The 26,278-nt window shown below is 68.2% G+C and carries 23 protein-coding genes; 7 read left to right on the plus strand and 16 right to left on the minus strand.

Going from position 1 to position 26,278, the window contains the following annotated elements; translation table 11 throughout:
* Positions 1-40 precede the first annotated feature (40 nt).
* Entirely contained in the window at positions 41-1,147 is a 1,107-nt protein-coding gene (locus ABZ789_RS13825) for an alcohol dehydrogenase catalytic domain-containing protein (protein WP_358424524.1), read from the plus strand.
* Here ABZ789_RS13825 and ABZ789_RS13830 read toward each other — a convergent pair whose 3' ends face one another.
* The 4 genes from ABZ789_RS13830 to ABZ789_RS13845 are packed head-to-tail and all read right to left on the minus strand — an operon-like array spanning position 1,148 to position 5,201.
* Positions 1,148-2,062: an exodeoxyribonuclease III gene (locus tag ABZ789_RS13830; protein ID WP_358424526.1), complete on the minus strand. Its 915-nt coding sequence runs from the start codon at positions 2,060-2,062 to the stop codon at positions 1,148-1,150.
* Positions 2,063-2,073: 11 nt separating this feature from the next.
* Positions 2,074-2,847 carry an alpha/beta hydrolase gene (locus ABZ789_RS13835; protein ID WP_358424528.1) on the minus strand — a complete coding sequence of 258 codons (774 nt, stop codon included), beginning with the start codon at positions 2,845-2,847 and terminating at the stop codon, positions 2,074-2,076.
* 15 nt (positions 2,848-2,862) lie between these two features.
* The gene (locus ABZ789_RS13840; RefSeq protein WP_358424530.1) at positions 2,863-4,443 is read right to left on the minus strand and encodes a DNA polymerase Y family protein; all 1,581 of its coding nucleotides are present in this window, start codon (positions 4,441-4,443) and stop codon (positions 2,863-2,865) included.
* Entirely contained in the window at positions 4,440-5,201 is a 762-nt protein-coding gene (locus ABZ789_RS13845; RefSeq protein WP_358424663.1) for a hypothetical protein, read from the minus strand. The genes ABZ789_RS13840 and ABZ789_RS13845 overlap by 4 nt, the downstream gene beginning before the upstream one ends.
* A gap of 254 nt (positions 5,202-5,455) precedes the next feature.
* Between ABZ789_RS13845 and ABZ789_RS13850 the strand changes: the two genes are divergently transcribed.
* Complete coding sequence (locus ABZ789_RS13850) at positions 5,456-6,604, plus strand: serine/threonine-protein kinase (RefSeq protein ID WP_358424665.1); 1,149 nt, start codon at positions 5,456-5,458, stop codon at positions 6,602-6,604.
* Positions 6,605-6,682: 78 nt separating this feature from the next.
* On the opposite strand, the gene ABZ789_RS13855 is transcribed toward ABZ789_RS13850, so the two are convergent.
* Together ABZ789_RS13855 and ABZ789_RS13860 are read right to left on the minus strand one after the other, a co-directional pair.
* On the minus strand, positions 6,683-7,369 hold the full coding sequence (locus tag ABZ789_RS13855) for a response regulator transcription factor (RefSeq protein ID WP_358424532.1): 687 nt from the start codon (positions 7,367-7,369) through the stop codon (positions 6,683-6,685).
* Positions 7,366-8,688, minus strand: coding sequence for a PspC domain-containing protein (locus tag ABZ789_RS13860; RefSeq protein WP_358424534.1), 1,323 nt, complete (start codon positions 8,686-8,688; stop codon positions 7,366-7,368). The genes ABZ789_RS13855 and ABZ789_RS13860 overlap by 4 nt, the downstream gene beginning before the upstream one ends.
* 97 nt (positions 8,689-8,785) lie before the next feature.
* Here ABZ789_RS13860 and ABZ789_RS13865 point away from each other — a divergent pair, with 97 nt between their 5' ends.
* Entirely contained in the window at positions 8,786-10,189 is a 1,404-nt protein-coding gene (locus tag ABZ789_RS13865) for a PspC domain-containing protein (protein ID WP_358424536.1), read from the plus strand.
* Positions 10,182-10,427 carry a hypothetical protein gene (locus ABZ789_RS13870; protein WP_358424537.1) on the plus strand — a complete coding sequence of 82 codons (246 nt, stop codon included), beginning with the start codon at positions 10,182-10,184 and terminating at the stop codon, positions 10,425-10,427. The genes ABZ789_RS13865 and ABZ789_RS13870 overlap by 8 nt, the downstream gene beginning before the upstream one ends.
* Positions 10,428-10,528: 101 nt before the next feature.
* Here ABZ789_RS13870 and guaA read toward each other — a convergent pair whose 3' ends face one another.
* The 4 genes from guaA to guaB all read right to left on the minus strand — a co-directional run bounded on the left by guaA (position 10,529) and on the right by guaB (position 16,808).
* Complete coding sequence (guaA, locus tag ABZ789_RS13875) at positions 10,529-12,100, minus strand: glutamine-hydrolyzing GMP synthase (protein WP_358424539.1); 1,572 nt, start codon at positions 12,098-12,100, stop codon at positions 10,529-10,531.
* 62 nt (positions 12,101-12,162) lie between these two features.
* Entirely contained in the window at positions 12,163-13,890 is a 1,728-nt protein-coding gene (locus ABZ789_RS13880) for a GMC family oxidoreductase (protein ID WP_358424541.1), read from the minus strand.
* A 188-nt stretch (positions 13,891-14,078) separates the two neighbouring features.
* Positions 14,079-15,212 (minus strand): GuaB3 family IMP dehydrogenase-related protein, encoded by a 1,134-nt coding sequence (locus ABZ789_RS13885; protein ID WP_358424543.1) that lies wholly within the window; start codon positions 15,210-15,212, stop codon positions 14,079-14,081.
* Positions 15,213-15,284: 72 nt separating this feature from the next.
* Positions 15,285-16,808: an IMP dehydrogenase gene (gene guaB / locus ABZ789_RS13890; RefSeq protein ID WP_358424545.1), complete on the minus strand. Its 1,524-nt coding sequence runs from the start codon at positions 16,806-16,808 to the stop codon at positions 15,285-15,287.
* A gap of 258 nt (positions 16,809-17,066) precedes the next feature.
* Between guaB and ABZ789_RS13895 the strand changes: the two genes are divergently transcribed.
* Complete coding sequence (locus ABZ789_RS13895) at positions 17,067-17,477, plus strand: DUF5319 domain-containing protein (RefSeq protein WP_006550077.1); 411 nt, start codon at positions 17,067-17,069, stop codon at positions 17,475-17,477.
* Between the two features lie 96 nt (positions 17,478-17,573).
* Here the strand turns inward: ABZ789_RS13895 and ABZ789_RS13900 are convergent, their stop codons facing one another.
* The 3 genes from ABZ789_RS13900 to ABZ789_RS13910 all read right to left on the minus strand — a co-directional run bounded on the left by ABZ789_RS13900 (position 17,574) and on the right by ABZ789_RS13910 (position 20,249).
* Positions 17,574-18,668, minus strand: coding sequence for an anti-sigma-D factor RsdA (locus ABZ789_RS13900; protein WP_358424547.1), 1,095 nt, complete (start codon positions 18,666-18,668; stop codon positions 17,574-17,576).
* Complete coding sequence (locus tag ABZ789_RS13905) at positions 18,661-19,239, minus strand: sigma-70 family RNA polymerase sigma factor (protein ID WP_358424549.1); 579 nt, start codon at positions 19,237-19,239, stop codon at positions 18,661-18,663. Before ABZ789_RS13905 ends, ABZ789_RS13900 begins: the two co-directional genes overlap by 8 nt.
* 140 nt (positions 19,240-19,379) lie before the next feature.
* On the minus strand, positions 19,380-20,249 hold the full coding sequence (locus tag ABZ789_RS13910; protein ID WP_358424551.1) for a hypothetical protein: 870 nt from the start codon (positions 20,247-20,249) through the stop codon (positions 19,380-19,382).
* A gap of 524 nt (positions 20,250-20,773) precedes the next feature.
* On the opposite strand from ABZ789_RS13910, the gene ABZ789_RS13915 reads away from it, so the two are divergent.
* Positions 20,774-21,067 (plus strand): WhiB family transcriptional regulator, encoded by a 294-nt coding sequence (locus ABZ789_RS13915; RefSeq protein WP_358424553.1) that lies wholly within the window; start codon positions 20,774-20,776, stop codon positions 21,065-21,067.
* 127 nt (positions 21,068-21,194) lie between these two features.
* Here the strand turns inward: ABZ789_RS13915 and groL are convergent, their stop codons facing one another.
* Both groL and groES read right to left on the minus strand, forming a co-directional pair.
* Positions 21,195-22,805, minus strand: coding sequence for a chaperonin GroEL (gene groL / locus ABZ789_RS13920; protein ID WP_358424556.1), 1,611 nt, complete (start codon positions 22,803-22,805; stop codon positions 21,195-21,197).
* Positions 22,806-22,892: 87 nt separating this feature from the next.
* A complete protein-coding gene (groES, locus tag ABZ789_RS13925; RefSeq protein WP_006550071.1) occupies positions 22,893-23,195 on the minus strand; it encodes a co-chaperone GroES in 303 nt (100 codons plus the stop codon).
* Between the two features lie 311 nt (positions 23,196-23,506).
* Between groES and ABZ789_RS13930 the strand changes: the two genes are divergently transcribed.
* Positions 23,507-25,186: an Hsp70 family protein gene (locus ABZ789_RS13930; RefSeq protein ID WP_358424558.1), complete on the plus strand. Its 1,680-nt coding sequence runs from the start codon at positions 23,507-23,509 to the stop codon at positions 25,184-25,186.
* Positions 25,187-25,212: 26 nt separating this feature from the next.
* Here ABZ789_RS13930 and tsaD read toward each other — a convergent pair whose 3' ends face one another.
* Complete coding sequence (tsaD, locus tag ABZ789_RS13935) at positions 25,213-26,241, minus strand: tRNA (adenosine(37)-N6)-threonylcarbamoyltransferase complex transferase subunit TsaD (protein WP_358424667.1); 1,029 nt, start codon at positions 26,239-26,241, stop codon at positions 25,213-25,215.
* Positions 26,242-26,278: the final 37 nt, after the last annotated feature.

A 26,278-nucleotide genomic window follows, 5' to 3' on the forward strand; every position in this document is an offset into this window, starting at 1 on the left:
AGGGGGACGAACGATCCACCGACCCACGGAAGGGAGACTCGTGCGGATCACGGGAGCAGTTCTGGAGGAGATCGGACGTGGGCGCCGTTACCGGCAGTCCACACCGCTGACTGTGGACACACTCGAATTGGATCCGCCGGGAGCGGGCGAAGCGCTCGTCCGGATCGAATGTGCCGGTGTGTGCCACTCCGATCTGTCCGTCGTCGACGGCAACCGGCCACGTCCGGTGCCCATGCTCCTCGGTCACGAAGCGGCCGGTCGCATCATCGAACTCGGTGACGACGTCACCGGATTCTCGGTCGGTGAGCGGGTCGTGATGACCTTCATGCCGCGCTGCGGAGAATGCGAAGGCTGCGCGAGCAACGGCACCCGCCCCTGCATCCCGGGTTCGTCCGCGAACGCCGCCGGAACGCTGCTGTCGGGTGCCCGGCGACTGCACCGCCGCGAGGGCGATGTCCACCACCACCTGGGGGTGTCGGCCTTCGCGACACATGCCGTCGTCGATACGCGATCCCTCGTCGGTGTCGGCGACGACGTACCCGCCGAAGTCGCCGCGCTCATGGGATGCGCCGTGCTGACCGGTGGCGGCGCGGTCGTCAATGCCGCTCGCCCACTGCCCGGAGACACCCTCGTCGTCGTCGGTCTCGGCGGAGTGGGCATGGCCGCCCTGCTCGTGGCCCTGGCTCACGACGACGTCACCGTAATCGCCGTGGACACTTCCCCGGACAAGCGGGAGACGGCCCGCGCGCTGGGCGCCGAGCACGTCTTCTCACCGGACGAGGCCATCGACCGGGGCGTGAAGGCGAGGCTGGTCGTCGAAGCCGCGGGAAGCGTGCCCGCACTCGTCACGGCGGTCGCGCTCACGGGTCCGGGAGGCACCACGGTGACCGTCGGGCTTCCCGCACCCGACGCCCGGCTCGAAGTCTCACCCGCAGCCCTCGTCGGCGAGGGGCGTTCGCTGGTCGGCAGCTATCTCGGCTCCGCCGTCCCGAGCCGCGACATCCCCCGGTTCGTGGACATGTGGCGCGAGGGACGCCTCCCGGTCGAACGCCTCGTCACCGGTCACCTGCCGCTCCGCCGGATCAACGAGGCGATGGACACTCTGGCCGACGGAGCAGCCCTTCGTCAGATCGTCACCATGTACTGATCACATGTCGTAGTCCACGACGACCGGCGCATGGTCGCTGATCCGCCGGTCCGGCGACGGATCACGGTCGGTCCCCGCGGAGATCGCGGTCTTGGCCAGTCGCGGGGTGGCGAGGTGGTAGTCGATCCGCCAGCCGGAGTCCGACGCGAACGAATCCCCCAGCCACGACCACCACGAATAGGGTCCGTCCGTCTCCGGATGATGCCGGCGGACGACGTCGACGAGGGTGCGCGGCGACAGCAGCGAGCCGAACCAGGCACGTTCCTCCGGGAGAAAGCCCTCGGCCCTGCCGCGGCGCCGCCAGTTGCGCACGTCGTATCGCGTGTGTGCGACGTTGAAGTCGCCCATCACGAGGAACTCACGGCCCCGGGCGTTCGCCGCGAGTCGGGTACGGGTCAGTTGCCGGGTGAAGGCGGCGAGAAAGCGCATCTTGCGTCGGTACCGGACACCTCCGTCCGGTTCGTCGCGCATGCGACCGGGTTTCTGGAGGTGCGCCGGAAGACCACCCTTCGGTAGGTACAGCGACGCCACGGTGATCGGCGCGTCGGCAAGGTCCACCTCCACGTATCGGCCTTCATGGGCGAACTCGGCCAGCCCCCGTGCCAGCGGTCCCCGGTCGAACTCGATCCGGTCGACGTGTTCCTCACCGGGTAACCGCACCAGGGCGGTGCCGCTCCAGGTGCGCACGGCCGCCGGCTCGTGGAGTGTCAGAATCCCGACGCCGTTCCGGCCGGGAAGGGTGCCCTCGTCGTAGGCGAGGTGGTACTTGCCGAACACACCGTGGGGGATCGCAGCCGCCGGAGCGCGTACCTCCTGCAGGGCCACGACATCGGGATTGCGCTCGCGCAGCCAGTCCTCGAATCCACGCCGCTGTGCAGCGCGGATGCCGTTTATGTTGAATGTCGCGATGCGCACGATCGTGCAGTCTAGGTAACGACTCGATCCGTGAGGAACGGGACGACTGCTGCTGCGAAATCCCGGGCACGGTCGCGGTGGATGCTGTGCCCGCAGCCGACCTCCCGCACGGATGCCGATGGGAGCGCCTCGAGCGCCGCCGCCAGGAGTCGCGGGTCGACCATGCTGCCGCGCCGCACGCCGCGCAGCAGGAGGGTGGGTGCGTCGAGCGACGGAAGATGGCGCCACCACGTCGGATTCGGCGTGTGGAACTGGGTGACGACGGAGGTGGTCATCGAACGGTCGAACGCGGTGACCGCTCGGGGGTTGAACACCAGACTGCTGGTCGCATGCCACAACTCCGCAGGAGTCGGACGGTGGGCGGGCACCTTCGGCACCGGATCCCCCTCCCGTAGCGGCAGGGGTGTCTCCTCGAGGACGAGCCGCCGGATCAAGCCGGGATGCCTCTGCGCGACCAGAGATCCGACGTGGCCGCCGAGCGAGTGGCCGACGAGGTCGACGGCATCGACACCGAGATGAGCACACAACCCGGCGACATCGGCGACGAACTCGCCGAAGTGGTACGAGGCGGCCCGGGCGCTGCGTCCGTGTCCGCGCAGATCGACCGTGATCACTCGCCGGCCGGCCTTCACCAGCGCTCCGGCGAACCGGGTCCACGTGCGCCCGTCGCCACCCATTCCGTGCACCAGCAGCACCGGGACGGAACGTGCGGCAGCGGGCGACGTGATCTCGCGATATGCGAGGTCGACCCCGTTCGGCGCAGCGGTGAGAACCCGAGATCTCATGATGATCGAGCCTACTCAGTCGTAGACACCCTCCACCCGCCAGCCGTCCGCGCCGAAGAACACCAGCAACGCCCGGGATCCGTGGAGCAGCACCTGTAGGCGGGCAATACACCGCGCAGCGGCCGGATCCCACCAGCAGTCGTCCACCGGCCACGGACCGGCCCATCCGATCACCGTCCAACTGCGACTTCCCCATCGCAGCCGAGCAGGTGACCCACTGAGCAGGCCGCGCTCGGTCACCGAGACCGGATTCCCCACGTCGTCGTCCAGGCGGATCGCGGGGGGTGCGTGCAACACCAGCGCGGGAGCCGGGGGCGGCAGTCGGCCCGGCCAGGGTGCCTCAGGATCGGAGTGCGGTATCACCTCGTCTCCGACGGGCACGAGGACGATCCGTTCGGTGGGCCCGCGCCCTCCGCCGAGTACTCCGGTCCGGACAGCATCTCCGCCGAGCAGCCCCTGTACCCGGACGAGCGCTCGACGTGCTCGTTCGTCCTCGTCTCCGACACCACCCCACAGCCCCGGTTGCAGCGCGCCGGCGGTCACGACCTCGACCGGTTCGAGGCGCAACAACACGATTCCTGCCGTGGGGCGGTTCGCATTGCGACCGGTGAGCCACCCGTCGAGCTGCCACCGCACCCGGTCGGCCGTGCCCTCGGGGGTGAGTGGTTCGGCGCAGCGCCAGGTGCGCGCGAGTTCCTCCCCCGCCCCGGTGCGTGCCGTCACGAGCAGTCGTGTGCACGCGACCCCGGCCGCGGCGAGTCGGGTGTGGAGCAGTTCGGCGAGTGTGCGACCGGCGAAGGCCGCCGCGTCCACCCGGTCGATTGGCGGGTCGCAGACATGCTCGACCGTCAGGTCCGGAGGTATCGGCCGCCCCGAGGGGGGACGTTCCGGCAGTCCCCGTGCACTCCGGTGGGCAGCGACCACGTCCGCATCGAATCGCGAGGCCACATCGACCGGGGACAGCGCAGCGAACGCTCCGATGGTGCGAATCCCGAGTCGTCGCAGGAGGTCCACCGTGTCGACTCGCCGGGATGCCGCCAGAGCCGGCTCCACCGCAAGATACGAGACGGGCAGTGGGGCGAGGAACTCGGCGCACCGCCCCGCCGGCACCAGGGCGTCACGCCGCGCGGCGAGGACCGCGGTGGACAATTCGTCGGCGATACCGACCTGACACTCCACCCCGGTGGCCGCGACCGCGTCGATCAAGGCTTCCGCAGCGGCCTCTTCCGAGCCGAACCACCGGACCACACCGCGCGCCGCGAGCACCACCAATCCCGGACGCAAGACCTCCACGCCCGGGGCCACCGCGTCGATCGCAGCCACCACCGCTTCGAACGTCCGCGCCTCGAGATCCGGATCCGCGCGGGCCACATGCAGTTCCGGACAGCGAGCCTGAGCCTCGCGCCGCCTCAGACCGCGCCGGACCCCCGCGACCCGCGCCGAGGCCGAGCATGCGACGACACGATTCGCCGAGACCACCGCGATCGGGACGGTCGCAGGCAATTCGGCGGCGGTGGCAGCGGCTACCGCGGGCCAGTCGGGGCACCAGAGGGCCACGACCCGGGCGGGCGGTCGGCGAAGAGACGAGCCGTTCACCGGGCTGCTTTACGGAAACGACCGTCCTCCAGACGATTCCGATCGCCACTCGTCCATTCGACGGCGCTGCGGTCGGCGCACACCTCGACGCGCATAGCGCGCGGGGAGAACGCCCGTCCGTGTGCCCGGACCGACAATCGGGTCGCGCACAATCGGCCCCTGTCCGGACCGTCCACACCCCGATAACCGTCGACTCGCGCCTCGAGTCGCACCTGTGCCCCCTCCCAGCGGCCATCGGTGACCACGAGGACGGACTGTTTGCTCCGCACCCGGGCAGCGACCGCGCGGGTACGGGATGGGGGCACCGATGCTCCGCCGAGCCCCAGCACCACCAGGTCGATCCCGTCGAGTAGTACCGCGGCGATCTCCACCGGATCCGGTCCGGGGTCGGGGATCACCGCCAGTCGGTGCAATCGGGCTCCCATCTCCGCCGCGGCGAGCAAGCCCAACCTGCGCTGACCGATCACCGCGGCGTACCCGCCCGAAGCGGTCACGGACGCGAGCATCCCGAGGAGAAGCGAGGTGGCGCCGGAGACAGCGACGATGCTCCCTCGTACCAGGCCGCCGTGCGGGAACAGTTCCGCGAGGGGATCCGGAACGGGCAGAATGCGGTCGGCTGTGGTCTCGACCCGGCCTCGCGCGACCGCCGACAACTCGCCGCGTGCCGGTACCGATGCGATACGGCGACGCAACGCCTCGATCCGCTCCGCGCGGGTCGCATCTTCGCCGCCCACCGAAAATTCGGCCACCTCGCCCACTGTCACCCCTTGTCATCCGCCTGCCGTCTTACGCACACGACCGGCCGACCACGGGGAAGTCGTGGCCAGGCTCGAACTTTATTCGAACATACTTTCGATTTCTCAAGTAGACCCGACTCCGGTGCTCTCCGTCAAGCAGAGACCTACCGCGCAGGTCACACGACTTCCACCCGGTTCACCACCTCCGATCGACTACCCTCGATCGAGTGGCAGAGCAGGCGTGGGCAGGACGGGCCGTAGGGCCGGATCACTTGGTGGCCGGTCGATATCGGCTCGATTCCAAGCTCGGTGGGGGCGGCATGGGCGCCGTCTGGCTCGCGCGCGATACCCGTCTGGGCCGCGATGTCGCTGTCAAACAGGTGATCTCCACTGCCGATCTCGATCCCGACGAGGCCGAAGAGCTCCGTCGCCGCGCGCTCCGGGAAGGCAGGGCGGCAGCGCAGCTCGCACACGAGCACGCCATCTCGATGTACGACATGGCACTGCACTACGGCGAGCCGTGGCTCGTCATGGAACACCTGCCGTCCCGCAGTCTGGCGAAGGTGATGAACGTCGTCGACACGCTCCCGCCGTACGTGGTGGCGCAGATCGGAGCGAACGTCGCCGACGCGCTCACCGCCGCCCACGCCGCCGGAATCGTCCATCGCGACGTCAAACCCGGCAACATCCTCATCGCCGAGCGTGGGCGTGATGCAGGCATCGTGAAGATCAGCGACTTCGGTATCGCCCGCGCGAAGGGCGACAACGATCCCGACGGCGTGATCATCGGAACGCCCGCCTATTTCGCCCCGGAGGTCGCGCGCGGCAACGACCCCACCGAGGCCAGCGACGTGTTCTCGCTCGGCGCCACGCTCTACACCGCGATCGAAGGGCAGCCGCCCTTCGGTTTCGAAACCGATTCGATCGCATTGCTGCACCGGGTCGCCCGGGCCGAGATCATCATGCCCACGCACACGGGTCCGCTCACCGAACCCCTGCTCGAGATGCTGCAGCCCGACCCGGCGCGGCGCCCGACGATGGCGCAGGCACGCGATCTTCTCGCCCGTGTCGTCCTCGGACCGGGCAGCTCCGCGGAGGCCTTGCGGGGCCGCCCCATCCAGACCGAGGACGGAACCATCCCCTCGTGGGCACAGCGTTCGGCGCAGTTCGCCGAACCGGCGCGTCCGCGAGGTTCCTTCGTCGACCGCCCCCTGGGGGCCGCAGCGCAGTCCTCCGGAGGTACGAAGGGGTCCGGGAAGGGATTCTCCCCGTCGGATCTGCTCGACCGCCTGCTCCCGGACGGGCCGGTGCCCGACAATCCACAGGACCGCCTCGTCGCCTATGCGCCCCTGGCGATGGCGGTGATGGTCGCGGTGATCGTCGTGGCGCTCGTCATCGCCGTCGTCATCGCCCTGGTCGTCTGACCCGCAGCGGCGCCGCCGCAAACGTCGTGGCGACTGCGCAGATCTCGTCGACGAGAACCGCTCGGTCGCCGGCAGCGATCAGTCGATGCGACGCCGATGCGCCCAGCGTGTCAGCGCATTACGGTTCGACTGCTGCGTCTTGCGCAGGACGTTCGACGCATGCGTCTCGACGGTCTTCACCGAGATCACGAGCTCCTCGGCGATCTCGCGGTAGGTGTAACCGCGAGCAAGCAGGCGCAGCACCTCGAGTTCCCGCGGGGTCAGGGAGTCGAGCTCGGGATCGAGAGGCGGTTCCGGCGCGGCCGACCGCCCGGTGAACGAGTCGAGGACGAAACCGGCGAGACGCGGGCTGAACACCGCGTCTCCCCCCGCGACCCGCCGGACTGCGTCGGCCAGATCCGGGCCGGAGATCGTCTTCGTCACGTATCCGCGCGCCCCGGCACGGATCACCGCGATGACGTCCTCGGCGGCATCGGACACGCTCAGCGCCAGACATACCGGGCCGTCCGGAATCCGTTGGAGCACCGCCACACCCCCACCGTCGGGCATGTGGACGTCGAGCAGTACGACGTCCGGCTTGCTCGAACCGATTCCGGCGACGGCCTCGGAGACACCGCCGGCCTCACCCACGATCTCCATGTCGGATTCGCGTCCCAGTTCGGTGCGCACCCCCGAGCGGAACACGGCGTGGTCGTCCACCAGGAAGACACGAAAGGGACGGGTGTTCTCGGTGGCATCGGACGATGTCGCCGGAATCGAAGTCACTGTGTCTGCTCCTCGGGGCGGGGGTCGGTCACCTCCCACTCTAAGGTCGACGTCGGGTCCTTTTCTCGCTCGGTATCGGTCCGGCCCGTGCGCGGCACGTGAATACGCACCTCGGTTCCCTTGCCGGGACTCGACTTCACGACGGTGCGGCCACCGCGACGTTCCACTCGCGCCCGGATCGACCTGGCCAGCCCCTGCCGGTCGGCCGGTACCTCCTCGGGATCGAATCCGACGCCGCGGTCGCGTACGAACACACTGACCTGATGCGGCTCGACCTCGGCGAACAGATCCACGCTGTCCACCCCGGCATGCTTGGCGGCGTTGACGAGCGCCTCGCGGGTCGCGCCGAGCACGGCGGTCGCGGCCTCAGGGGTCAGATCGCTGTCGTCGGGCGCGATATCACCGACGATGACGGGTTCGACGGACAATCCGTACTGGTCCTCCACCTCACCGGCGATGGTGCGCAGAGTCTCGGCGAGCGAGGTGCGGGGTGACTCGTCCCCGCCGAACAGCCAGCGGCGCAGTTCGCGTTCCTGACTTCGTGCCAGGCGCAGCACCTCCTGCTGGTCGTCGGCCTGCTTCTGGATGAGCGCGAGTGTCTGCAGCACCGAGTCGTGCAGGTGCGACGCGATCTCCTCGCGCTCCTCGTTGCGCACCCGGGCGGCGCGTTCGGTTTCGAGGGCGCGCCACATCCGGATCCACAACGGCACAGATAGCAGCGTCGCCCCGATCAGCGTGACCACCACCGCCAGCAGCGACGAGCGCAGTGCCGCCACGTCGACCTGCGCGATGACCATCACCCCGAGTCCGGTGACCACGAGAGTCAGACCACCGAGCACGCGAGCCCAGGTGAGAACCGTCGGACGAGCGGGCAGGCCGAGGACCGACCTCGGGCCTTCGACATCGAACTCGCGCCACACCAGCGCCGCACCGACGACGGCCACGATGACGGGCAGCACCAGCCCGGCGGCACCACCACTGAACAACCACGAAAGTCCTACCGCCAGACCGATACCCATGAAGGCCAGCCCGATGGCACGACGACGTTCGGGGCCGGTGGGGCGATCGGTGTCCGAGCCCGGAGGCACGAACATCCACAACAGACCGTAGGCCGCGATCCCGAATCCACCGAGGGCGGCGAGCACAGTGAACGCAACCCGCACCTTGGTGGCGTCGATGTCGAGATGATCGGCGACACCGCCGGCCACACCACCCACGATGCGACCGCCCACCCGTCTTTCGAGACGGGGAACGGTCACGGGTAATCCGGGTACGGGGTGCACACTTCGATACTGGCACGACCTCGCCGCTCCCGGCATCGGGGACGAACCCTGATGTCCGGGTTCCGCTCGAGCACGTGGAAATCAGGGTTGGTCCCTGATGTGCTGCACGCGGAAGCACACCAGGATGAGTGCCATGGACACGAGGAACTTTCAGGAGCAGGTGGCGGACATGTGGCGAACCCGCCCTGTGCGACTGCCGAAGGAAGGGCACATCGGGGGCGTGTGCTCGGGAATCGGCGTGCGGTACGGCATCGATCCTGTGCTCGTCCGGGTCGTCTTCGTCGCATCCGCACTGTTCGGCGGAGGCGGTCTGGTCCTCTACCTGGCGGCCTGGCTGCTCTTCCCTCGTCACGGCGACGACGTCTCTCCACTCGAATCGCTCGTGGGGCGGGGTTCGAGCTCGGATTCGACGACCAAGATCGTGGTGCTCCTGGTGGCCCTGGCGATCGCGGCGGGCGCCATCGGACCTGTGGGCGCAGGTTCGGGAGGTTCCGGATTCATAGGAACGCTGTTGCTGCTCGGTGGATGGTGGCTGCTGTACCAGCGGCGTCCCGAGCCGCCCGTTCTCCCCGCACCGGAAGGATCACCCTTCCCCGGCCAGGCGGACTTTCGTCAACCATCGATGGTGAATCCGTACCACTTCATGTGGGGTGCGCACGCCGGATCCTGGCACATGCGCCCCGGCCCGGAGACCTGGACCGAGGACGCGACCACGCCGGCACCCACGTCTGCCGAGTCCACTGCCGAGTCCACAGACCCGACGAACGACGCCGAGACCACGGAGAGGAAGCCGTCCACGATGCCCGACCTACGCAAGGACACCGACACCCCGAGCTCGGGTGCCGAGACGCGCTCTCCCGAGCAGCCCTCTCCGCCGGCATGGGATCCTCTCGGGGTAGCCCCGTTCGCGTGGGATCTCCCCGAGCCGGCACCCAGGCACGAACCAGCCGTCGTCACGAACCGTCGTTCGCGCCTGACCACCACGGTCCTCGGCCTGGCTGTGATCGCCGCTGCCGTGACCGGTGCCCTCGGAGCCGCCGCCGACCTCGCCTGGGTGACCCCGGCACGGGTGGGCGCCGTCGCACTCGCGGTCATCGGTGTGGGCCTGCTGATCGGTGCGTTCCTGCATCGCGGTCACGGGCTGCTCGTCGTGACCGGTCCCCTGCTCGGATTCGTCGTCCTCGCCTCGATCGCCGGGCCGATCGACACGTCCTCGTGGGGCAGCCGGAACTGGGCACCCACCACCGCCGAGCAGTTGCAGCCCGAGTACAACTCCCGTTTCGGTTCCATGAGCCTGGACCTGCGAGGACTCGAGCTCACGGAGGATCGCACAGTGAGCGTCGACGGGCGTTTCGGAAGCGTCGAGGTACTGCTGCCCGAAGATCTCGACGTCCGCGCCACCTGCGATGTCCGGGCCGGCGAGGTGACCCAGTGCCCCGAACCGGGTCTCGATACCGGCACGGACGGGGAGAAAGGGCCGGTCCTGACCTTGGACGCGGCCGTACAGTTCGGATCTCTGGAGGTGCAACGTGGCTGATCCCGATACCGGAACACAGACCGAGAACCGACCCGGATGTACCGGATGTACCCGTCGCGGCCCCTCTCTCCTGCTCCTGCTGGCCGCGCTGGTCGCGCTGATCGTCAGCGCCTGGGCGATCATCGGGCCGTTCCCCCTCGACTTCCTCGCCAACGTCGATCTGGGATGGGTGCTCGTGGGCGCCGCCCTACTGGTCGGAGCGGTGCTGGTGTTCCTCCCCAACCGCCGGAAACCGTGACGGCACTACCGTAGGACGACCTACCCGGGAAAGACGGCGTCCCCCGGACCTGCCACAGGTCCGGGGGACGCCGGTGTCTCACCGTACGCGGTGAGGATGGATCACTCCCACTCGATCGTTCCCGGCGGCTTGCTCGTCACGTCGAGCACCACGCGGTTGACGTCGGCCACCTCGTTCGTGATGCGGGTGGAGATCCGTTCGAGGGTCTCGTAGGGCAGTCGCGTCCAGTCTGCGGTCATCGCATCCTCGCTCGAGACCGGGCGCAGCACGATCGGGTGGCCGTAGGTGCGGCCGTCGCCCTGCACGCCCACGCTGCGCACGTCGGCGAGCAGCACGACCGGGCACTGCCAGATCTGTCCGTCGAGACCGGCGGAGGTGAGTTCCTCCCGGGCGATGGAATCGGCACGTCGCAGGATTTCGAGGCGCTCGCGGGTGACCTCGCCGATGATGCGGATACCCAGCCCCGGACCGGGGAACGGCTGGCGCCCGACGATCTCCTCGGGCAGACCGAGCTGGCGGCCCACCGCGCGCACCTCGTCCTTGAACAGCAGACGCAGCGGTTCGACGAGTTCGAACTCGAGGTCTTCGGGAAGCCCGCCGACGTTGTGGTGGCTCTTGATGTTCGCGGTGCCGGAGCCTCCGCCGGACTCGACGACATCCGGATACAGAGTGCCCTGCACGAGGAACTTCACGGTTTCGCCTCTGTCGGCACCCTCCCCGAGCACCTCGGAGACCGCACCCTCGAAGGACCGGATGAACTCGCGGCCGATGATCTTGCGCTTGGTTTCCGGATCGGTGACGCCCGCGAGCTCACGCAGGAAGGTCTCCGACGCGTCGACGGTGATCAGACGGGCGCCGGTAGCGGCGACGAAGTCCTTCTCGACCTGCTGCCGCTCACCCTCGCGCATGAGCCCGTGGTCGACGAAAACACAGGTCAGGCGGTCGCCAATGGCACGCTGGACCAGTGCCGCCGCGACAGCGGAATCCACACCACCGGACAGACCACAGATGGCACGACCGTCGCCGATCTGCTCACGCACCTGCTCGACGAGCGCATCGGCGATGTTCGCAGCGGTCCAGTCGCCCGGGATGCCGGCGATGTCGTGCAGGAATCGGCTCAGCACCTGCTGGCCGTGGGGCGAATGCAGCACCTCGGGGTGGTACTGCACACCGGCGAGCCGACGGGCGCGATCCTCGAAGGCCGCCACCGGGGCTCCGGCACTGCTCGCCGTGACCTCGAAGCCCTCGGGTGCCTCGGTGACGCCGTCGCCGTGGCTCATCCACACCGGCTGCGTCGCGGGCAAACCGTCGTGCAGCACACCACCCGAGACCGACATCTCGGTGCGCCCGTACTCGCGCGATCCGGTGTGCGCGACCGTGCCCCCGAGCGCCTGCGCCATCGCCTGGAAGCCGTAGCAGATGCCGAACACGGGGACGCCGAGATCGAACAGCGAAGGATCGAGGCGCGGGGCGCCCTCCTCGTACACGCTCGCGGGGCCACCGGACAACACCACTGCGCGCGGGTTCTTCGCGGCGATCTCCTCGACACCGGCCGTGTGGGGCACGACCTCCGAGTAGACGTTGGCCTCACGTACCCGCCGAGCGATCAGCTGCGCGTACTGGGCTCCGAAATCGACGACGACGACCGGTCTGGACTGCTGGCTTTGCGACACCCGAACAGTCTAAGCGGCCGCGTCGGGCCATCCCGACGCGGCCGCGCATCCTCGAACTTCTGTTACGCGACGTCGCTGCTGTTCTTGATCTCGACGACCGGCAAGCGCAGCGCACCAGGAGCGTCGACGGGGACCACGGGGTTCTTCGGTTCGACCGGCGAGATACGTCGGTAGGGCAGACCTTGCTCGGGCCGCAGGTCGTCCTCACCCTTGTTCGGCCACAGTGCCGCAGCACGTTCCGCTTGAGCCGCGATGGTGAGCGACGGATTGACGCCCAGGTTCGCGGAAACCGCCGCCCCGTCGACGACGCTCAGGGTCGGATATCCGTACACGCGGTGATACGGATCGATGACCCCGTGGTCGGGGTCGGATCCGATCACGGCCCCGCCGAGGAAGTGCGCGGTGAGGGGGATGTTGAAGATCTCCCCCCAGGTACCGCCCGGCACCCCGTCGATCTTCTCGGCGATGCGGCGCGTCGCCTCGTTGCCGGCCGGAATCCAGGTGGGATTCGGTTGCCCATGGCCCTGCTTGCTGGTCACCTTGCGCCGGCCGAAGAGCCCCTTGGTGGTGTAGGTGGTGATGGAGTTGTCCAGATTCTGCATCACCAGGGCGATGATGGTCCGCTCACTCCAGCGGTGGACGGACAGCATCCGCAGCATCTTCACAGGGTTCTTCGCGACCTGTCCCAGGAACTTCACCCATCGCGGCACCGGACCGTCGCCGTCGGTCATGAGCGTCTGCAGCAGGCCCATCGCGTTCGAACCCTTGCCGTACCGCACGGGTTCGATGTGGGTGTCGGGCGTCGGGTGGAACGACGAGGTGATTGCCACCCCGTCGGTGAGCTTCATGTCGGGATCGACGGTCATCTTGCCTGCGCCGACGATGGACTCGGAATTGGTGCGCGTCAGCTCACCGAGCCGGCCGGACAGCTCGGGCAGCGCTCCCGTGTCCTTGAGATGGTGCAGCAGATGCTGCGTACCCCATGTTCCGGCCGCGAGGACGACGTGCGAAGCGGTGTACGTGCGCCGCCGTTTGCGCGCCCAGGCGCCGGTACGTTCGGTGATCACCTCCCAGGCGCCGTCGGCGGCCTGGCGGAGATCGGTGACGGTGGTCAGCGGGATGATCTCGGCTCCTGCCCGCTCGGCCAGACCCAGATAGTTCTTCAGCAGAGTGTTCTTCGCGCCGTGGCGGCATCCCGTCATGCACTCGCCGCACTCGATGCAACCGGTGCGGTCGGGGCCCACGCCACCGAAGTAGGGGTCGGCGACCGTACGGCCGGGTTCACCGAAGAACACACCGACCGGCGTCTGGATGAAGGTATCGCCCACTCCCATGTCGTCGGCAACAGCCTTGATCACCTTGTCGGCATCGGTCATCCGGCCGTACTGCACCACGCCGAGCATCCGCTTCGCCTGGTCGTAGTACGGACTCAGCTCGTCATGCCAGTCCGTGATGCCGGCCCACTGACGATCCTCGAAGAACGGCATCGGGGGCTTGTAGAGAGTGTTGGCGTAGTTCAGCGACCCGCCGCCCACGCCGGCCCCAGCGAGGATGAGGCAGTCGCGCAGCAGGTGAACCCGCTGGATGCCGAAGCAGCCGAACTTGGGAGCCCACAGGAAGCGACGCAGATCCCAACTGGTGTTCGCGAAGTCGGCGTCGGCGTAGCGGCGACCGGCCTCGAGCACGCCGACCTTGTAGCCCTTCTCCACCAACCGCAACGCCGTGACGCTCCCCCCGAAACCCGAACCGACGACCAGGACGTCGTAGTCCGTGACCCGTTGCTTACCCATGGAACCTCCAGCGACGAGAGTTGTTACCCGCCAGTATGCACCTCGAGGATGTGACTGCTGGCACAGGCCCAACTCTACCCGTTACGGGGAGTTGCATGAAACGGCCGCCAGGAACGCCGATGGCCGGCCACTGCGCCGTCCCGCGCTGTGACCGGCCATCGACAGGTGCCGGGGAGAAGAAGTACGCCCTATCCGCGGACCGAGAGCCCGACCTTCTGGAACTCCTTCAGGTCCGAGTATCCCGCTTTCGCCATCGACCGGCGCAGACCACCCACGAGATTGAGGGAGCCGGACGGGTCGTCGGAAGGACCGAACAGCACCCGCTCCAGGCCGGGCCGATCGCCCTCGGTGATGCGCACGGCCGCACCACGCGGCATCGACGGATGGCCCGCCACGGACGGCCAGTACCAACCCTGACCCGCCGCCTCGTCGGCGAGGGCCAGCGGCGCACCGAGCACGGCTGCGTCGGCGCCGCACGCGATCGCCTTCGCGAGGTCGCCGGCGGTCTCGATGTCGCCGTCCGCGATGACGTGGACGTAACGCCCACCCGTCTCGTCCAGGTAGTCCCGACGGGCCGCGGCCGCATCGGCGATCGCCGTCGCCATCGGAATTCCGATTCCGAGCGAGGAACTCGTGGTGGTCGCCTGCTTCGTCGAACCGAACCCGACGATGACACCGGCCGCGCCCGTGCGCATCAGGTGCAGAGCGGTGCGGTGGTCACTGACGCCACCGGCGATCACCGGCACGTCGAGCTCGGAGATGAACGTCTTGAGGTTCAGCGGCTCGTCCTCGCCGTGCGCCACATGCTCGGCCGAAATGATGGTGCCCTGGACGACGAGGAGATCGATGCCCGCCTTCACCAGCTCGGGGGTGAGAGCCCGTGCGTTCTGCGGACTCACCCGGACCGCGGTGGTGACACCGGCGTCACGAACCTGCGCGACGGCCGCCGCGAGCAGGCCACTCTGCAACGGTGCCGCGTGCAACTCCTGCAGGTAGCGAACCGCTGCGCGCGGATCCGTGCTCGCGATGTCCGCAAGGCGGCGCACGACGGCGTCGACGTCGGCGTGGCGACCCCACAAGCCTTCACCGTTGATGACACCCAAGCCGCCGGCCTTGCCCAGTTCGATCGCGAAGGCGGGCGAAACCAGGGCGTCGGTCGGATGCGCCAGCACCGGGATGTCGAAACGGTAGGCATCGATCTGCCAAGCGGTCGACACCTCCTTCGACGAACGCGTCCGGCGCGACGGGACGATGTCCACGTCGCCCAGTTCGTACGTACGTCGGGCCGTGCGACCCATACCGATCTCAACGAGGTCGCGCACGCGCGCCCCTTTCTCCTCTTGGACGATGTTCCCGTCCTGTCCGGAACGGGACCCTGCTGCGAACGCGGAAAACTACCGGACCACGTAGTTCGGTGCCTCGGCGGTGATCGTGATGTCGTGCGGGTGGCTCTCCTTCAGGCCGGCAGCCGTGATCTGCACGAACTGCGCCTCCTGGAGTTGTTCGATCGTCGTGGCGCCGGTGTAGCCCATCGCTGCGCGCAGACCACCGATCAGCTGGTGGGTGACCTGCTGCAGTGGGCCGCGGAAGGGCACGCGTCCCTCGATTCCCTCGGGCACGAGCTTGTCCTCGGAGAGCACGTCGTCCTGGAAGTAGCGGTCCTTCGAGTAGGACTTGGCCTCGCCGCGGCTCTGCATCGCACCGAGCGAGCCCATCCCGCGGTAGCTCTTGAACTGCTTGCCGTTCACGAGGATCAACTCGCCCGGGGATTCGGTGGTACCGGCGAGCAGCGAACCGAGCATCGCGGTGGACGCGCCGGCCGCGAGGGCCTTCGCGACGTCGCCGGAGAACTGCATGCCGCCGTCTGCGATGACAGGCACACCGTGGGGGCGCGCCGCGGTGGACGCTTCGAGGATTGCCGTGATCTGCGGGGCTCCGACGCCCGCGACCACACGCGTGGTGCAGATCGAGCCGGGGCCGATACCGACCTTCACGGCGTCCACACCCGCGGCGATGAGCGCTTCGGTACCTGCGCGAGTAGCGACGTTGCCGCCGATGATCTGCACGCGGTCGCCGACCTCGCTCTTGAGCTTGGAGATCATCGACAGCACGTTGGCGGAGTGTCCGTGTGCACTGTCGACGACGAGAACGTCGACTCCGGCGTCCACCAGCGCCATCGCGCGGGTCCAGGAGTCGTCCCCGACGCCCACGGCAGCACCGACGAGCAGGCGACCGTCGCGGTCTTTCGTGGCATCGGGGTGCTGTTCCGTCTTGACGAAGTCCTTGACGGTGATCAGGCCGGTCAGCTTGCCCTGCCCGTCGACGATCGGCAGCTTCTCGATCTTGTGCCGGCGCAGGAGCCCGAGTGCGGCCTCCGCGGTGACACCCTCCCGCGCCGTGACCAGCGGAGCCTTCGTCATGACCTCGGCGACCGGGCGGTTCTGGTCGACCTCGAAGCGCATGTCGCGGTTGGTGATGATGCCGACGAGTTGGCCTTCGTCGTCGGTCACCGGCAGACCCGAGATGCGGAACCGCGCACACATCGCGTCGACCTCGGCGAGCGTATCGGTCGGCTTGCAGGTCACCGGATCCGTGACCATTCCGGCCTCCGACCGCTTGACGGTCTCGACCTGGGCTGCCTGCACCTCGGCGGGCATGTTGCGGTGCAGCACGCCCATGCCACCGGCGCGCGCCATCGCGATGGCCATGCGGGACTCGGTGACGGTGTCCATCGCCGAGCTCACCAGCGGGATCCGCAGACGGATCTCGCGGGTCAGACGGCTCGACGTATCGACCTGGCTCGGGACGACGTCGGAAGCCGCCGGAAGCAGCAGCACATCGTCGAAGGTCAGGCCCAGCATTGCGACCTTGTTCGGGTCGTCGCCGCCGGTGTGCACGCGCCCTCCGGTACTACTCATGCGGTTCGGACCCTCCGTGACAAATCGATGGGAGCGGACGGGATGACCGTCCGGCAGCGGGAATGAATGAAGGCTGTGCGCGCTCGTCGTACCGACGGACGGAAGAGAGCGGCACGCACCTGTCCATGTTATCTGTTCACGGAACAACCTCGGCTCCCACCCTGTTCCTCGGTGTTCGTCACATCACGTCACACGTTTTCCGGCGTGTCCCCTGGCGACCGCTGGCGCAGACCCCCTCGGTCTGCGTACCGTGGAGTCGTGCGTGATCAGTTGCCTCCCGGACTCCCACCGGACCCGTTTGCAGGAGACCCCGACGATCCGTCCGCAGCACTGGACGCGATCGAACCGGGCCAGCCTCTGGATCCTGCGGAGCGACTTGCGGTGGAAGAGGACCTCGCAGACCTGGCTGTCTACGAGGCACTGCTGGCTCCCCGCGGTGTCCGTGGGCTCGTCGTGTGCTGCGAAGACTGCCACCAGGACCACTACCACGACTGGGACATGTTGCGAGCCAACCTGCTCCAACTGCTCGTCGACGGCACGGTCCGACCGCACGAGCCGGCCTTCGATCCGTCTCCGGATGCCTACGTCACCTGGGACTACTGCCGCGGATACGCGGATGCCTCCATGAACGAGGCTTTGCCCGTCGACCCCTACGGCCTGGACTCCTGACCCCGGCGCCTCTGCGGACCACGCATCACAGCACCTCCCCGACGACGATCCGGGCCCGGCAGCAGCTGCTGCCGGGCCCGGATCGTTCGGGGTCTTCTATCCGCCTTGCGACGGAGTCGCGGACGCCGGAGAGAGTTCGGTCCCTGTGCCATCCGTGGAGCGCGTCGCCGACGCGGTCGTGGCGGGGGGCGAAGTCGGGGAATCGGACGAGGGAGGCGGTTCGCTGGGAGTCGACGGAGGCGGTGTGTTCGACGACGGCGGCGGCGGTGGAGGCGGCGGCTGCACAGTCTCCGACGGCGTAGCGAGGTCGGACGCCGGAGGCAGCGCCGGTGCCTGCAGCACGGTCGGATCCACCGTCGAGGAAGTGGGCGGCACGGTCGTTCCGGTGTCCGTACCGGTCGTCGGTCCGGGCAGTTGTCCTTCCGTGCCGGGACTCGGAACCACGGGGAGCGGAGCGGCGGGTGGCACGATCGCACCCTGCTCAGGTGGCGGCGGTGCCGCCGGCGACTGTGGAGGAGGAGACTGCGGCGGTGCCAACTTGCCGATCTCGTCCGCGAGACGCTGCATCCAGTCGCCGAGCGCATCCCGCTCCCCCGCGTCCCGAACGTCGCCCGAGCGGGATTCGGCGGACGTCAGCAATTGACGGGCCTCCTCCGCATTTCCCTCGGCGATCAATTGCTCGGCACGCTGCAGGGTCGAGGCGGTGTCGATCCGCGCCTCGGTCGACTGTGCTTGCTCACTGAAAACGACCTGCTTGACGCCCCACAGCGGATCGCCGGGTTCGGCACCGTACGAGACGGCCGTCGCAACGCCCACGGCCACGGCGACGAGTGCCGCTGCACCCGTCAGGGGCCGGAGCAGCCGTAGCTGCCCCTTCGACCGGGGGCGGAGAGGAGTCGCCGGCGGCACGCCCGTGGAAGACTCCCGGGTGCCGAGTTCGCGATGGACGGCGGCCACCACTTCGTCGAGTTCGGGGCCTGCCGGCATCGGCTCGGCCAGGATGTCCGCCCGCCAGTCGGCGAGCAGAGTAGCGAGTTCGTACTCCTCGGTGTCCTTCGTCTCGACGAGGCCGTTGCCCGAGATCGCATCTATCAACGCATCGTCACGACGCACGGCGGCGAGGTCCACGGAGGTTTCGTCGTCGGAGAACTGGTCGTCGAAGCCGTCGCCCGAGAAACGCCCCCTACCCATTCCGCTCACCTGCTCTCGTGACTTCCTTCTTGAGTCTCGCGATGGCCCGGTGCTGAGCCACTCGGATAGCTCCTGCGGTGCTTCCCACGGCTGCGGCCGTCTCCTCCGCCGACAGTCCCATGACGAGGCGGAGGATGAGGATCTCGCGCTGCTTCTCGGGCAGGATGCCCAGCAACTGCTTCATCTGCCGACTCGCTTCGGAGTTGAGGGCATATTCCTCGGGGCTGTCGTCGAGCGACATCACTTCCGGCACCTCTGCGACGGGCTCCGAGCGGTTGCGGGCGGCACTACGGTGCGCGTCGGCAACCTTGTGAGCAGCGATCCCGTACACGAAGGCCATGAAGGGGCGACCCTGGTCCTGATATCTCGGCAGAGCGGTCATCACGGCCAGGCACACCTCCTGTGCAACGTCGTCTGCAGAGAGCTGGCCGCGCTCCGCAGATCCGACTCGGGCGCGGCAGTACCGCACGACGAGAGGTCGGACACTTGCAAGAACCTGGGCGAGAGCCGCCCGGTCGCCCTGCGCAGCCGCAGCGACGGCGGAGTCCAACTCCTCACCCATAACAGTCATCGATTGCGCAAGTCCTGGCGTTACAGTCGGCACCACCCCCCCGGGCGGGCTTCCACCTGACCGTGGAACACCACTCAGAGTAACGACAACAACCGACCGGTCGGGTGCCCCCCCGCGTATGAATGGAATTCGGCTGGTGTTCAGCCTCGAGACGCGGTAACGAAGCGACCTCCACGGCGTACGACCAGGGTCGCGCTCAGGTCACGGACGCGACCCGCGTCGTCACCGGCCCCCAGCCCGTCCAGGAGCATCGCCGCCGCCCAGTGCAGGGGAACCAGGCCGTGCTCGTCCGCGCGGCGGAGAACCTCGGCAGCCAGCGCCGCCGCCGGCTCCCGGTCCGGCCGTCCGGTCAGAGATGCGGCCTTCACGAGGTCGGACTTGACGCTGTGCCGGACGGATCCGAACCCGGCCGCGAGTTCGACGGCACGATCCGCGTAGCTGCGCGCGCGGACGAAGTCACCTGCGGCGAGGGCCGATTCGGCTCCGACCCATGCGAGCCGGATCCGCTGCCGTACGAACAGCCGGTCACTCGCCGCAAGCTCGGCGGTGTCCAGGACGGACGCGCACTCGTCGAGGAGGGTTCGGCAGACGGTGAGCCGACCTCGGCCGAGCGCGTCGGCTGCCAGTCCGGTGGTTGCGTCGCACCACGCAGCGACGGACGACTCGCATCCGGTATCCACCGGACTCGACAGGGCCAGTGCACGCCCGTCCGCCACGGCGGCGGCACGGTGTCCGCCGAGCTGGCGGAGGAGAGAGGCCTCGGTGCTCGCCCCCAGCGACGACCACACTCCGTCCCTGTCCGATCGTCCGAGACGAGCGAGTTCCGCCCGTGCGGCCGCGTAGCGTCCCTGCCCACCCAGCGCGACGGCCCGCAGCCAGCGCTGTTCGGCCCCGTGCGCCGCGGGAAGTGGATTCACCCCCGGTGCCGAACCGAAGGCCGCGGCGGCCAGGATCGCGTGACGGTCCGCGGGCGTCGAGACTGCGTGTCGCGGCGGGTCGTGAGGTGCCATCGCGGAATCATCGCACCCCACGATCCGGACGGAACGGCGGGATCGGATTCGAGAACGGGCACCGACCGGAGAAATTCACACCCCGAGCGCAAATAGTCTCGACTATTGGAATCAGCCCCTCGAAACGCATTTCCGAACATTTTGTTAAACACAGGGTTAAAAGATGCAGACTGCATGTAAGCTCCCGCTCGCCGCCGAGCCCGACGCCCCCGATGCCTCACATCCCCCCTGACAGCCCCTGTTACCAGGGAGTACGGGACGTTCAACCCACATCGACGCCGGAAGGCTACCTCGAGACACTCCCCTCACGCAGGGGCAGGCACGAGTTACGTCGAAAGTAAATATTTCTTCGGTTAAATCTTTCCCGTTCGGTTATGGACTATCCCACTCGACGGAAATATTGACGACGAATCGATACAGATTCTACGGTGAGTTTGTTTGATACGGCTCACAGCGGGAATCCCGATGTGTCCACGGTCCGCTCGCACGCACTGGTGCGAGCTTGCTGCAAAGGAGTGCCACACATGCCTGCACCACACACGTTGCCCGGCCCGAACGCGGACCTCTGGGATTGGCAGATGTATGGCAAGTGTCGCGGTGTGGACTCCTCGGTGTTCTTCCATCCTGATGGCGAGCGCGGGCGTGCACGCGCCCAGCGGGAGAATCGTGCGAAGGAGCTGTGCCGTACCTGCCCGGTGCTGGCACGCTGCCGCGATCACGCTCTCGCGGTCGCCGAACCGTACGGAATCTGGGGCGGCATGTCGGAGACGGAGCGGGAGATGTACACGAGGCAACGGCGGCGGAAAGTGGCCGTGTGAGGCAGCCACGAGCGAGATGACCGTCCACCGACAGGACGGAGGCCCCGCACGGAATGCGAGCATTCCTGCGGGGCCTCCGTTTTGTTCGCCGTCCGGAACGGCGTTCGTACTCGGGCGATCTCCGGACTCAGTGGGCGTGCCCGTGACCGTGTCCCGCCTCGGCCTCTTCCTCCGGCTTGTCGACGACAGCACTCTCGGTGGTGAGCACCATCCGCGCCACAGATGCGGCGTTGACGAGGGCAGAGCGTGTCACCTTGACCGGATCGACGACGCCCTGGGCCACCAGATCACCGTACGAGAGCGTCGCGGCGTTGAAGGCCTCTCCGGTCTCCTTGACCCGGTCCACGACCACGGCACCGTCGACGCCCGCGTTCGTGGCGATCCAGTACAGCGGTGCGTTGAGAGCGGTACGCAGAGCGGCTACACCCGTCGCGACGTCACCGGAAAGGGACGCCTCGAGCTCGTCGAGCGAGCGAGCGGCCTGCACGAGAGCCGAGCCACCGCCGGGGACGATGCCCTCCTCGATCGCTGCCTTCGCCGCGTTCACGGCGTCCTCGACGCGGAACTTGCGTTCCTTGAGATCGGTCTCGGTGGCGGCACCGACCTTGATGACCGCGACACCGCCCGCGAGCTTGGCGAGCCGCTCCTCGAGCTTCTCGCGGTCCCAATCGGAATCGGTCGCCTCGATCTCCCGACGCAGCTGAGCCGCACGCGCCTCGATGTCCTCGGCGGTACCGGCGCCGTCGACGATCGTGGTGCTGTCCTTCGTCACGACGACGCGGCGGGCCGAACCGAGCAGGTCGAGTCCGGCCTCCCTGAGGGACAACCCCAGGTCGGAGTTGATGACCGTACCCGCGGTGACGACCGCGAGGTCCTCGAGGAACGCCTTCCGGCGATCGCCGAAGTACGGGGCCTTGACCGCAACAGCCTTGAGCGTCTTGCGGATCGCGTTGACCACCAGGGTCGACAGCGGCTCACCCTCGATGTCCTCGGCGATGATCAGAACCGGCTTGCCGGATTCGGCGATCTTCTCGAGCAGCGGGAGGAAATCGGGCAGCGACGTGATCTTCTCGCGGTAGAGAAGGACGAGCGCATCCTCGAGGACGGCTTCCTGCGCATCGATATCCGTGATGAAGTACGGCGACAGGAAGCCCTTGTCGAACTGGACGCCCTCGGTGACGACCAGTTCCGTATGCAGCGTGGAGGATTCCTCCACGGTGACGACACCGTTCTCCCCGACTCGGGTCAGCGCCTCGCCGACCATCTCGCCGATCTCCTCGTCGCGCGAGGACACCGTGGCGACCTGCGCGATGGCGGACTTGCCTTCGACGGGCTGGGCGGCCGCAAGCAGCGCCTCGCTCACCTTCTCCGCACCCTGGGCGATGCCGGCCCCGAGCGAGATGGGATTGGCGCCTGCGGCCACGTTCCTGAGGCCGGCCTTCACGAGCGCCTGGGCGAGAACGGTTGCCGTGGTGGTGCCGTCACCTGCGACGTCGTTGGTCTTGGTCGCGACGCTCTTGACGAGTTGTGCACCGAGGTTCTCGAACGGATCTTCCAGCTCGATCTCCCGGGCGATGCTCACACCGTCGTTCGTGACGGTGGGACCACCGAATGCCTTGGCGAGCACGACGTGGCGGCCACGCGGGCCGAGGGTCACCTTGACGGCGTCGGCCAGCTGGTCGACACCGCGCTCGAGAGCCCGACGCGCGGTCTCGTTGAACTCGATTTGCTTGGACATGTTCTCCGGCTACTCCTGGACTCGGATGTTCCCCAACGTAATCCGCCCCGGGTCCGAAACGGGACACCGGGGCGGAATGCAAGCGGCCTACTTGGCGACGACAGCCAGGACGTCGCGAGCAGACAGGATCAGGTACTCCTCGCCGGCGTACTTGATCTCGGTTCCGCCGTACTTGCTGTAGATGACGACGTCGCCTTCCTTGACGTCGAGCGGGATGCGCTTGTCGCCATCTTCGTCCCAGCGGCCGGGACCCACGGCGACGACGGTGCCCTCCTGGGGCTTCTCCTTCGCCGTGTCCGGGATGACCAGGCCGGAGGCAGTCGTCGTCTCGGCCTCGTTGGCCTGGACGAGGATCTTGTCCTCGAGCGGCTTGATGTTCACGCTCGCCACGATGCGCCCTCCACTTTCAGGGTTATTGGGGTCCGAGACCGATGGTCTCGGACACGGGGTGTCTTCAGTCATCACGGTGACTCCGGACGCGTCCCGTCGTCGCGGGTGCCGGGTCGGCGCTCGGTGTCACTAGCACTCTATACACGAGAGTGCCAGCGCTCAAGGGCAGTGGGTGCAAATGCGTCGACCTGCACCGAAGATCGCGCCATGTTACGGTTGAATAACGGAAACCGATGAGCGTGATCGTTCGGTGACCTCAGAAGAGGAAGGCACTCACCGCCCGCCCGTCGATCACGCACGGAAGGTGAACAATGCCCACGTCGCTCGGCATCTCCGTCGGCGCCTCCGGCGTCGGCTCGGCCCTGCGCGTCGATGCTGCAACCACTCCCACCACCGAGTTCCGCAGGCTTGCCGCCGAGTCCCAGCCGGGACGCGATCTCGGGGATCTCGTCTTCGACGCAGTCTCACTGACGTCCGTCCAGGGGCCCCGTACGCCCGACATCATCACCGTCGCGTACCGCACCGAGGAACAGGCGACCGAGGTCCGCGTAGCCGCAGAACGAGCGGGACGCATGGTCCGGCTCGTTCCGGAAACCGCCGCCGCGCTCGCCTATCTCCACACCGTGGGGGTACGCCGCGAACCCGGTGCGATCGCGATCGTGGACATCGGGGCCACCGGAACGACGGTCTCGATTCTCGACCGGGAAACCGGCACCCTGTTGCGGTCCGCACGTACCGAAGCGGTCGGCGGCGCCCAGCTGGCCGCCCGAGTCCTCGACCACGTCCGCCACGCAACCGACCGCATGCGGACCCGTCGGCTGATCGACCCGGATCTGCTGGCGGCTCGATGCCAGGGCGCCCAGGAAGCTCTCACCAGCGCGACATCGACCCGCATCGACATCGCCGAGGCCGGCCCGAAAGCGACAGTCACCCTCACCCGCAGCGAACTCGACGAACTCACCGCCGAGTTCGCTGCCGATGCGGCAGCATTCACCCGGAGGATCTGCTCGAGCGTCGATCCGGTTCCCGACACACTGGCTCTGATCGGTGGCGCGGCCGCCTCGCCCGCCCTGACTGCGGCGATCTCGGCGGACTTCCACGGCGAGATCGTCACGGTTCCCGAACCCGGAGCGGCAGCAGCAATCGGCGCAGCACTGTCCGGCGACACCGCGTCGGTCGGATACACCCTGGTCGGCTCATCACCTCGGCCCGGAAATGGATCGCCGGGCCGCGTCTCCGGCGCCGTGGCCGGCCTGCTGGTGCTGAGTGCGATCGCCGCCGGCTATGCCACGCAGCATTTCACGGAACGCGACAACAGCGAGGCCCAGGTGTCACCACTCTTCACGGGCGAGCCGGTTCCCACGCAGGATGCCGCGTCCGGCGAGACGGCGGCCCCGTCCCACTACTCGCCTCCCGAACCCGCTTCGTCCCGAACCCGCGAGGGCGGTTCGGCTGCGCAGTCGACGGTTCCCTGGCCGTTGCCGACCGTCGAACCCACCGCACCGGCCACCCGCGACCCGTGGCCGACCGCACCGCAGTCTCCGATCACCACCGTGACACCCACGCCGATCGATCAGGTACCGACGCCGGGGCTGGCGCCGGAGGCAGTCCCGGAGACCACGCGGCCATCGGAGCCGGCGGATCCGATGGAGTCGACCGAACCGGGAATCACGACGACTCCGGAGCCGACGGAGCCGACCGATCCGGCCATCCTTCCGGACACGACCGAGCCCAGCACTTCGCCCCCGCCCTCGACCGGTCCCGCGCCGAGCGAGCCGGACCCCACGACGCCGGATCCCGGCACGAACCCGTCGGCACCGTCACCCACGAGCGAACCACCGGTCGAGTCACCGGTGGAGTCACCGGTCGAGTTTCCGCCTCCCTCCCCGACCGCGAGCAGCACCTTCAGCGATCCGACGATCGCCACAGGAACGACCATCGAGACGGGAACGACCACGGATCCGGTCGTCCCGGAGGGCCCGCCCGCCTGAGCCGGGTAGAGAACCCGTCGGAAGGATCAGGCGACCACCTGCGAGACCGACACCGACAGGCCCGGATCCGTCGCAGCTCCCAGTGACGACGGCTGCGCCCCTGCCGCAATGAGGTGCGCCCCCAGAGAAGCGATCATGACGCCGTTGTCCGTGCACAGCTTCGGCCGCGGAACCCGCAAGGTGATCCCGGCAGCGGCACAACGCTCCTCGGCGAGTTCCCGCAGGCGGCTGTTGGCGGTCGCTCCGCCGCCGAGAACCAGCGTGTCCACCTCGAGATCCTGGGCTGCCCGCACGGCCTTCATCGTCAGCACGTCGGCCACGGCCTCCTGGAAACCGGCGGCGACGTCGGCCACCGGCACCGGCTCGCCCGCGCGTTCCTTCGCTTCGACGAACCGGGCGACCGCGGTCTTGAGACCGGAGAAGGAGAAGTCGTGACGAGCGTCGCGCGGCCCGGTCATGCCCCGCGGGAACACCACGGCGGTGCGGTCGCCCTCACGGGCCAGCCGGTCGACCTCGGGGCCTCCCGGATAGCCGAGACCCAGCAACCGGGCGACCTTGTCGAATGCCTCACCTGCGGCATCGTCCACCGTCGTGCCGAGTTCGACGATGGGCTTGCCGAGATGCTCCACATGCAGCAGATGGGTGTGTCCGCCGGAGACGAGCAGTGCCACACACGGCGGCATCGGCCCATGTTCGAGAGTGTCGACGGCCACGTGGCCGGCCAGGTGATTGATCGCGAAGAACGGCACGTTCCACGCCGCCGCGTAGGCCTTGGCCGCAGCGACACCGACGAGTAGTGCCCCCGCGAGTCCCGGTCCGATCGTCACACACACCGCATCCGGCTTCTCGATCCCCGCCTCGTCCAGGGCACGACGCATCGTCGGCACCATCGCTTCGAGGTGTGCGCGCGAGGCGATCTCCGGCACCACACCACCGAACCGGGCATGCTCGTCCACACTCGACGCCACGGCGTCGGCCATCAACTCGAGGGTTCCGTCACCCACCCACCGGACGATGCCCACGCCGGTCTCGTCGCACGAGCTCTCGATGCCCATCACGATCGGGCGATCGGGCAACTCGAATCGGGGACTG

The organism is Rhodococcus sp. NPDC047139 (assembly GCF_040643435.1).
Lineage (GTDB): Bacteria > Actinomycetota > Actinomycetes > Mycobacteriales > Mycobacteriaceae > Rhodococcus.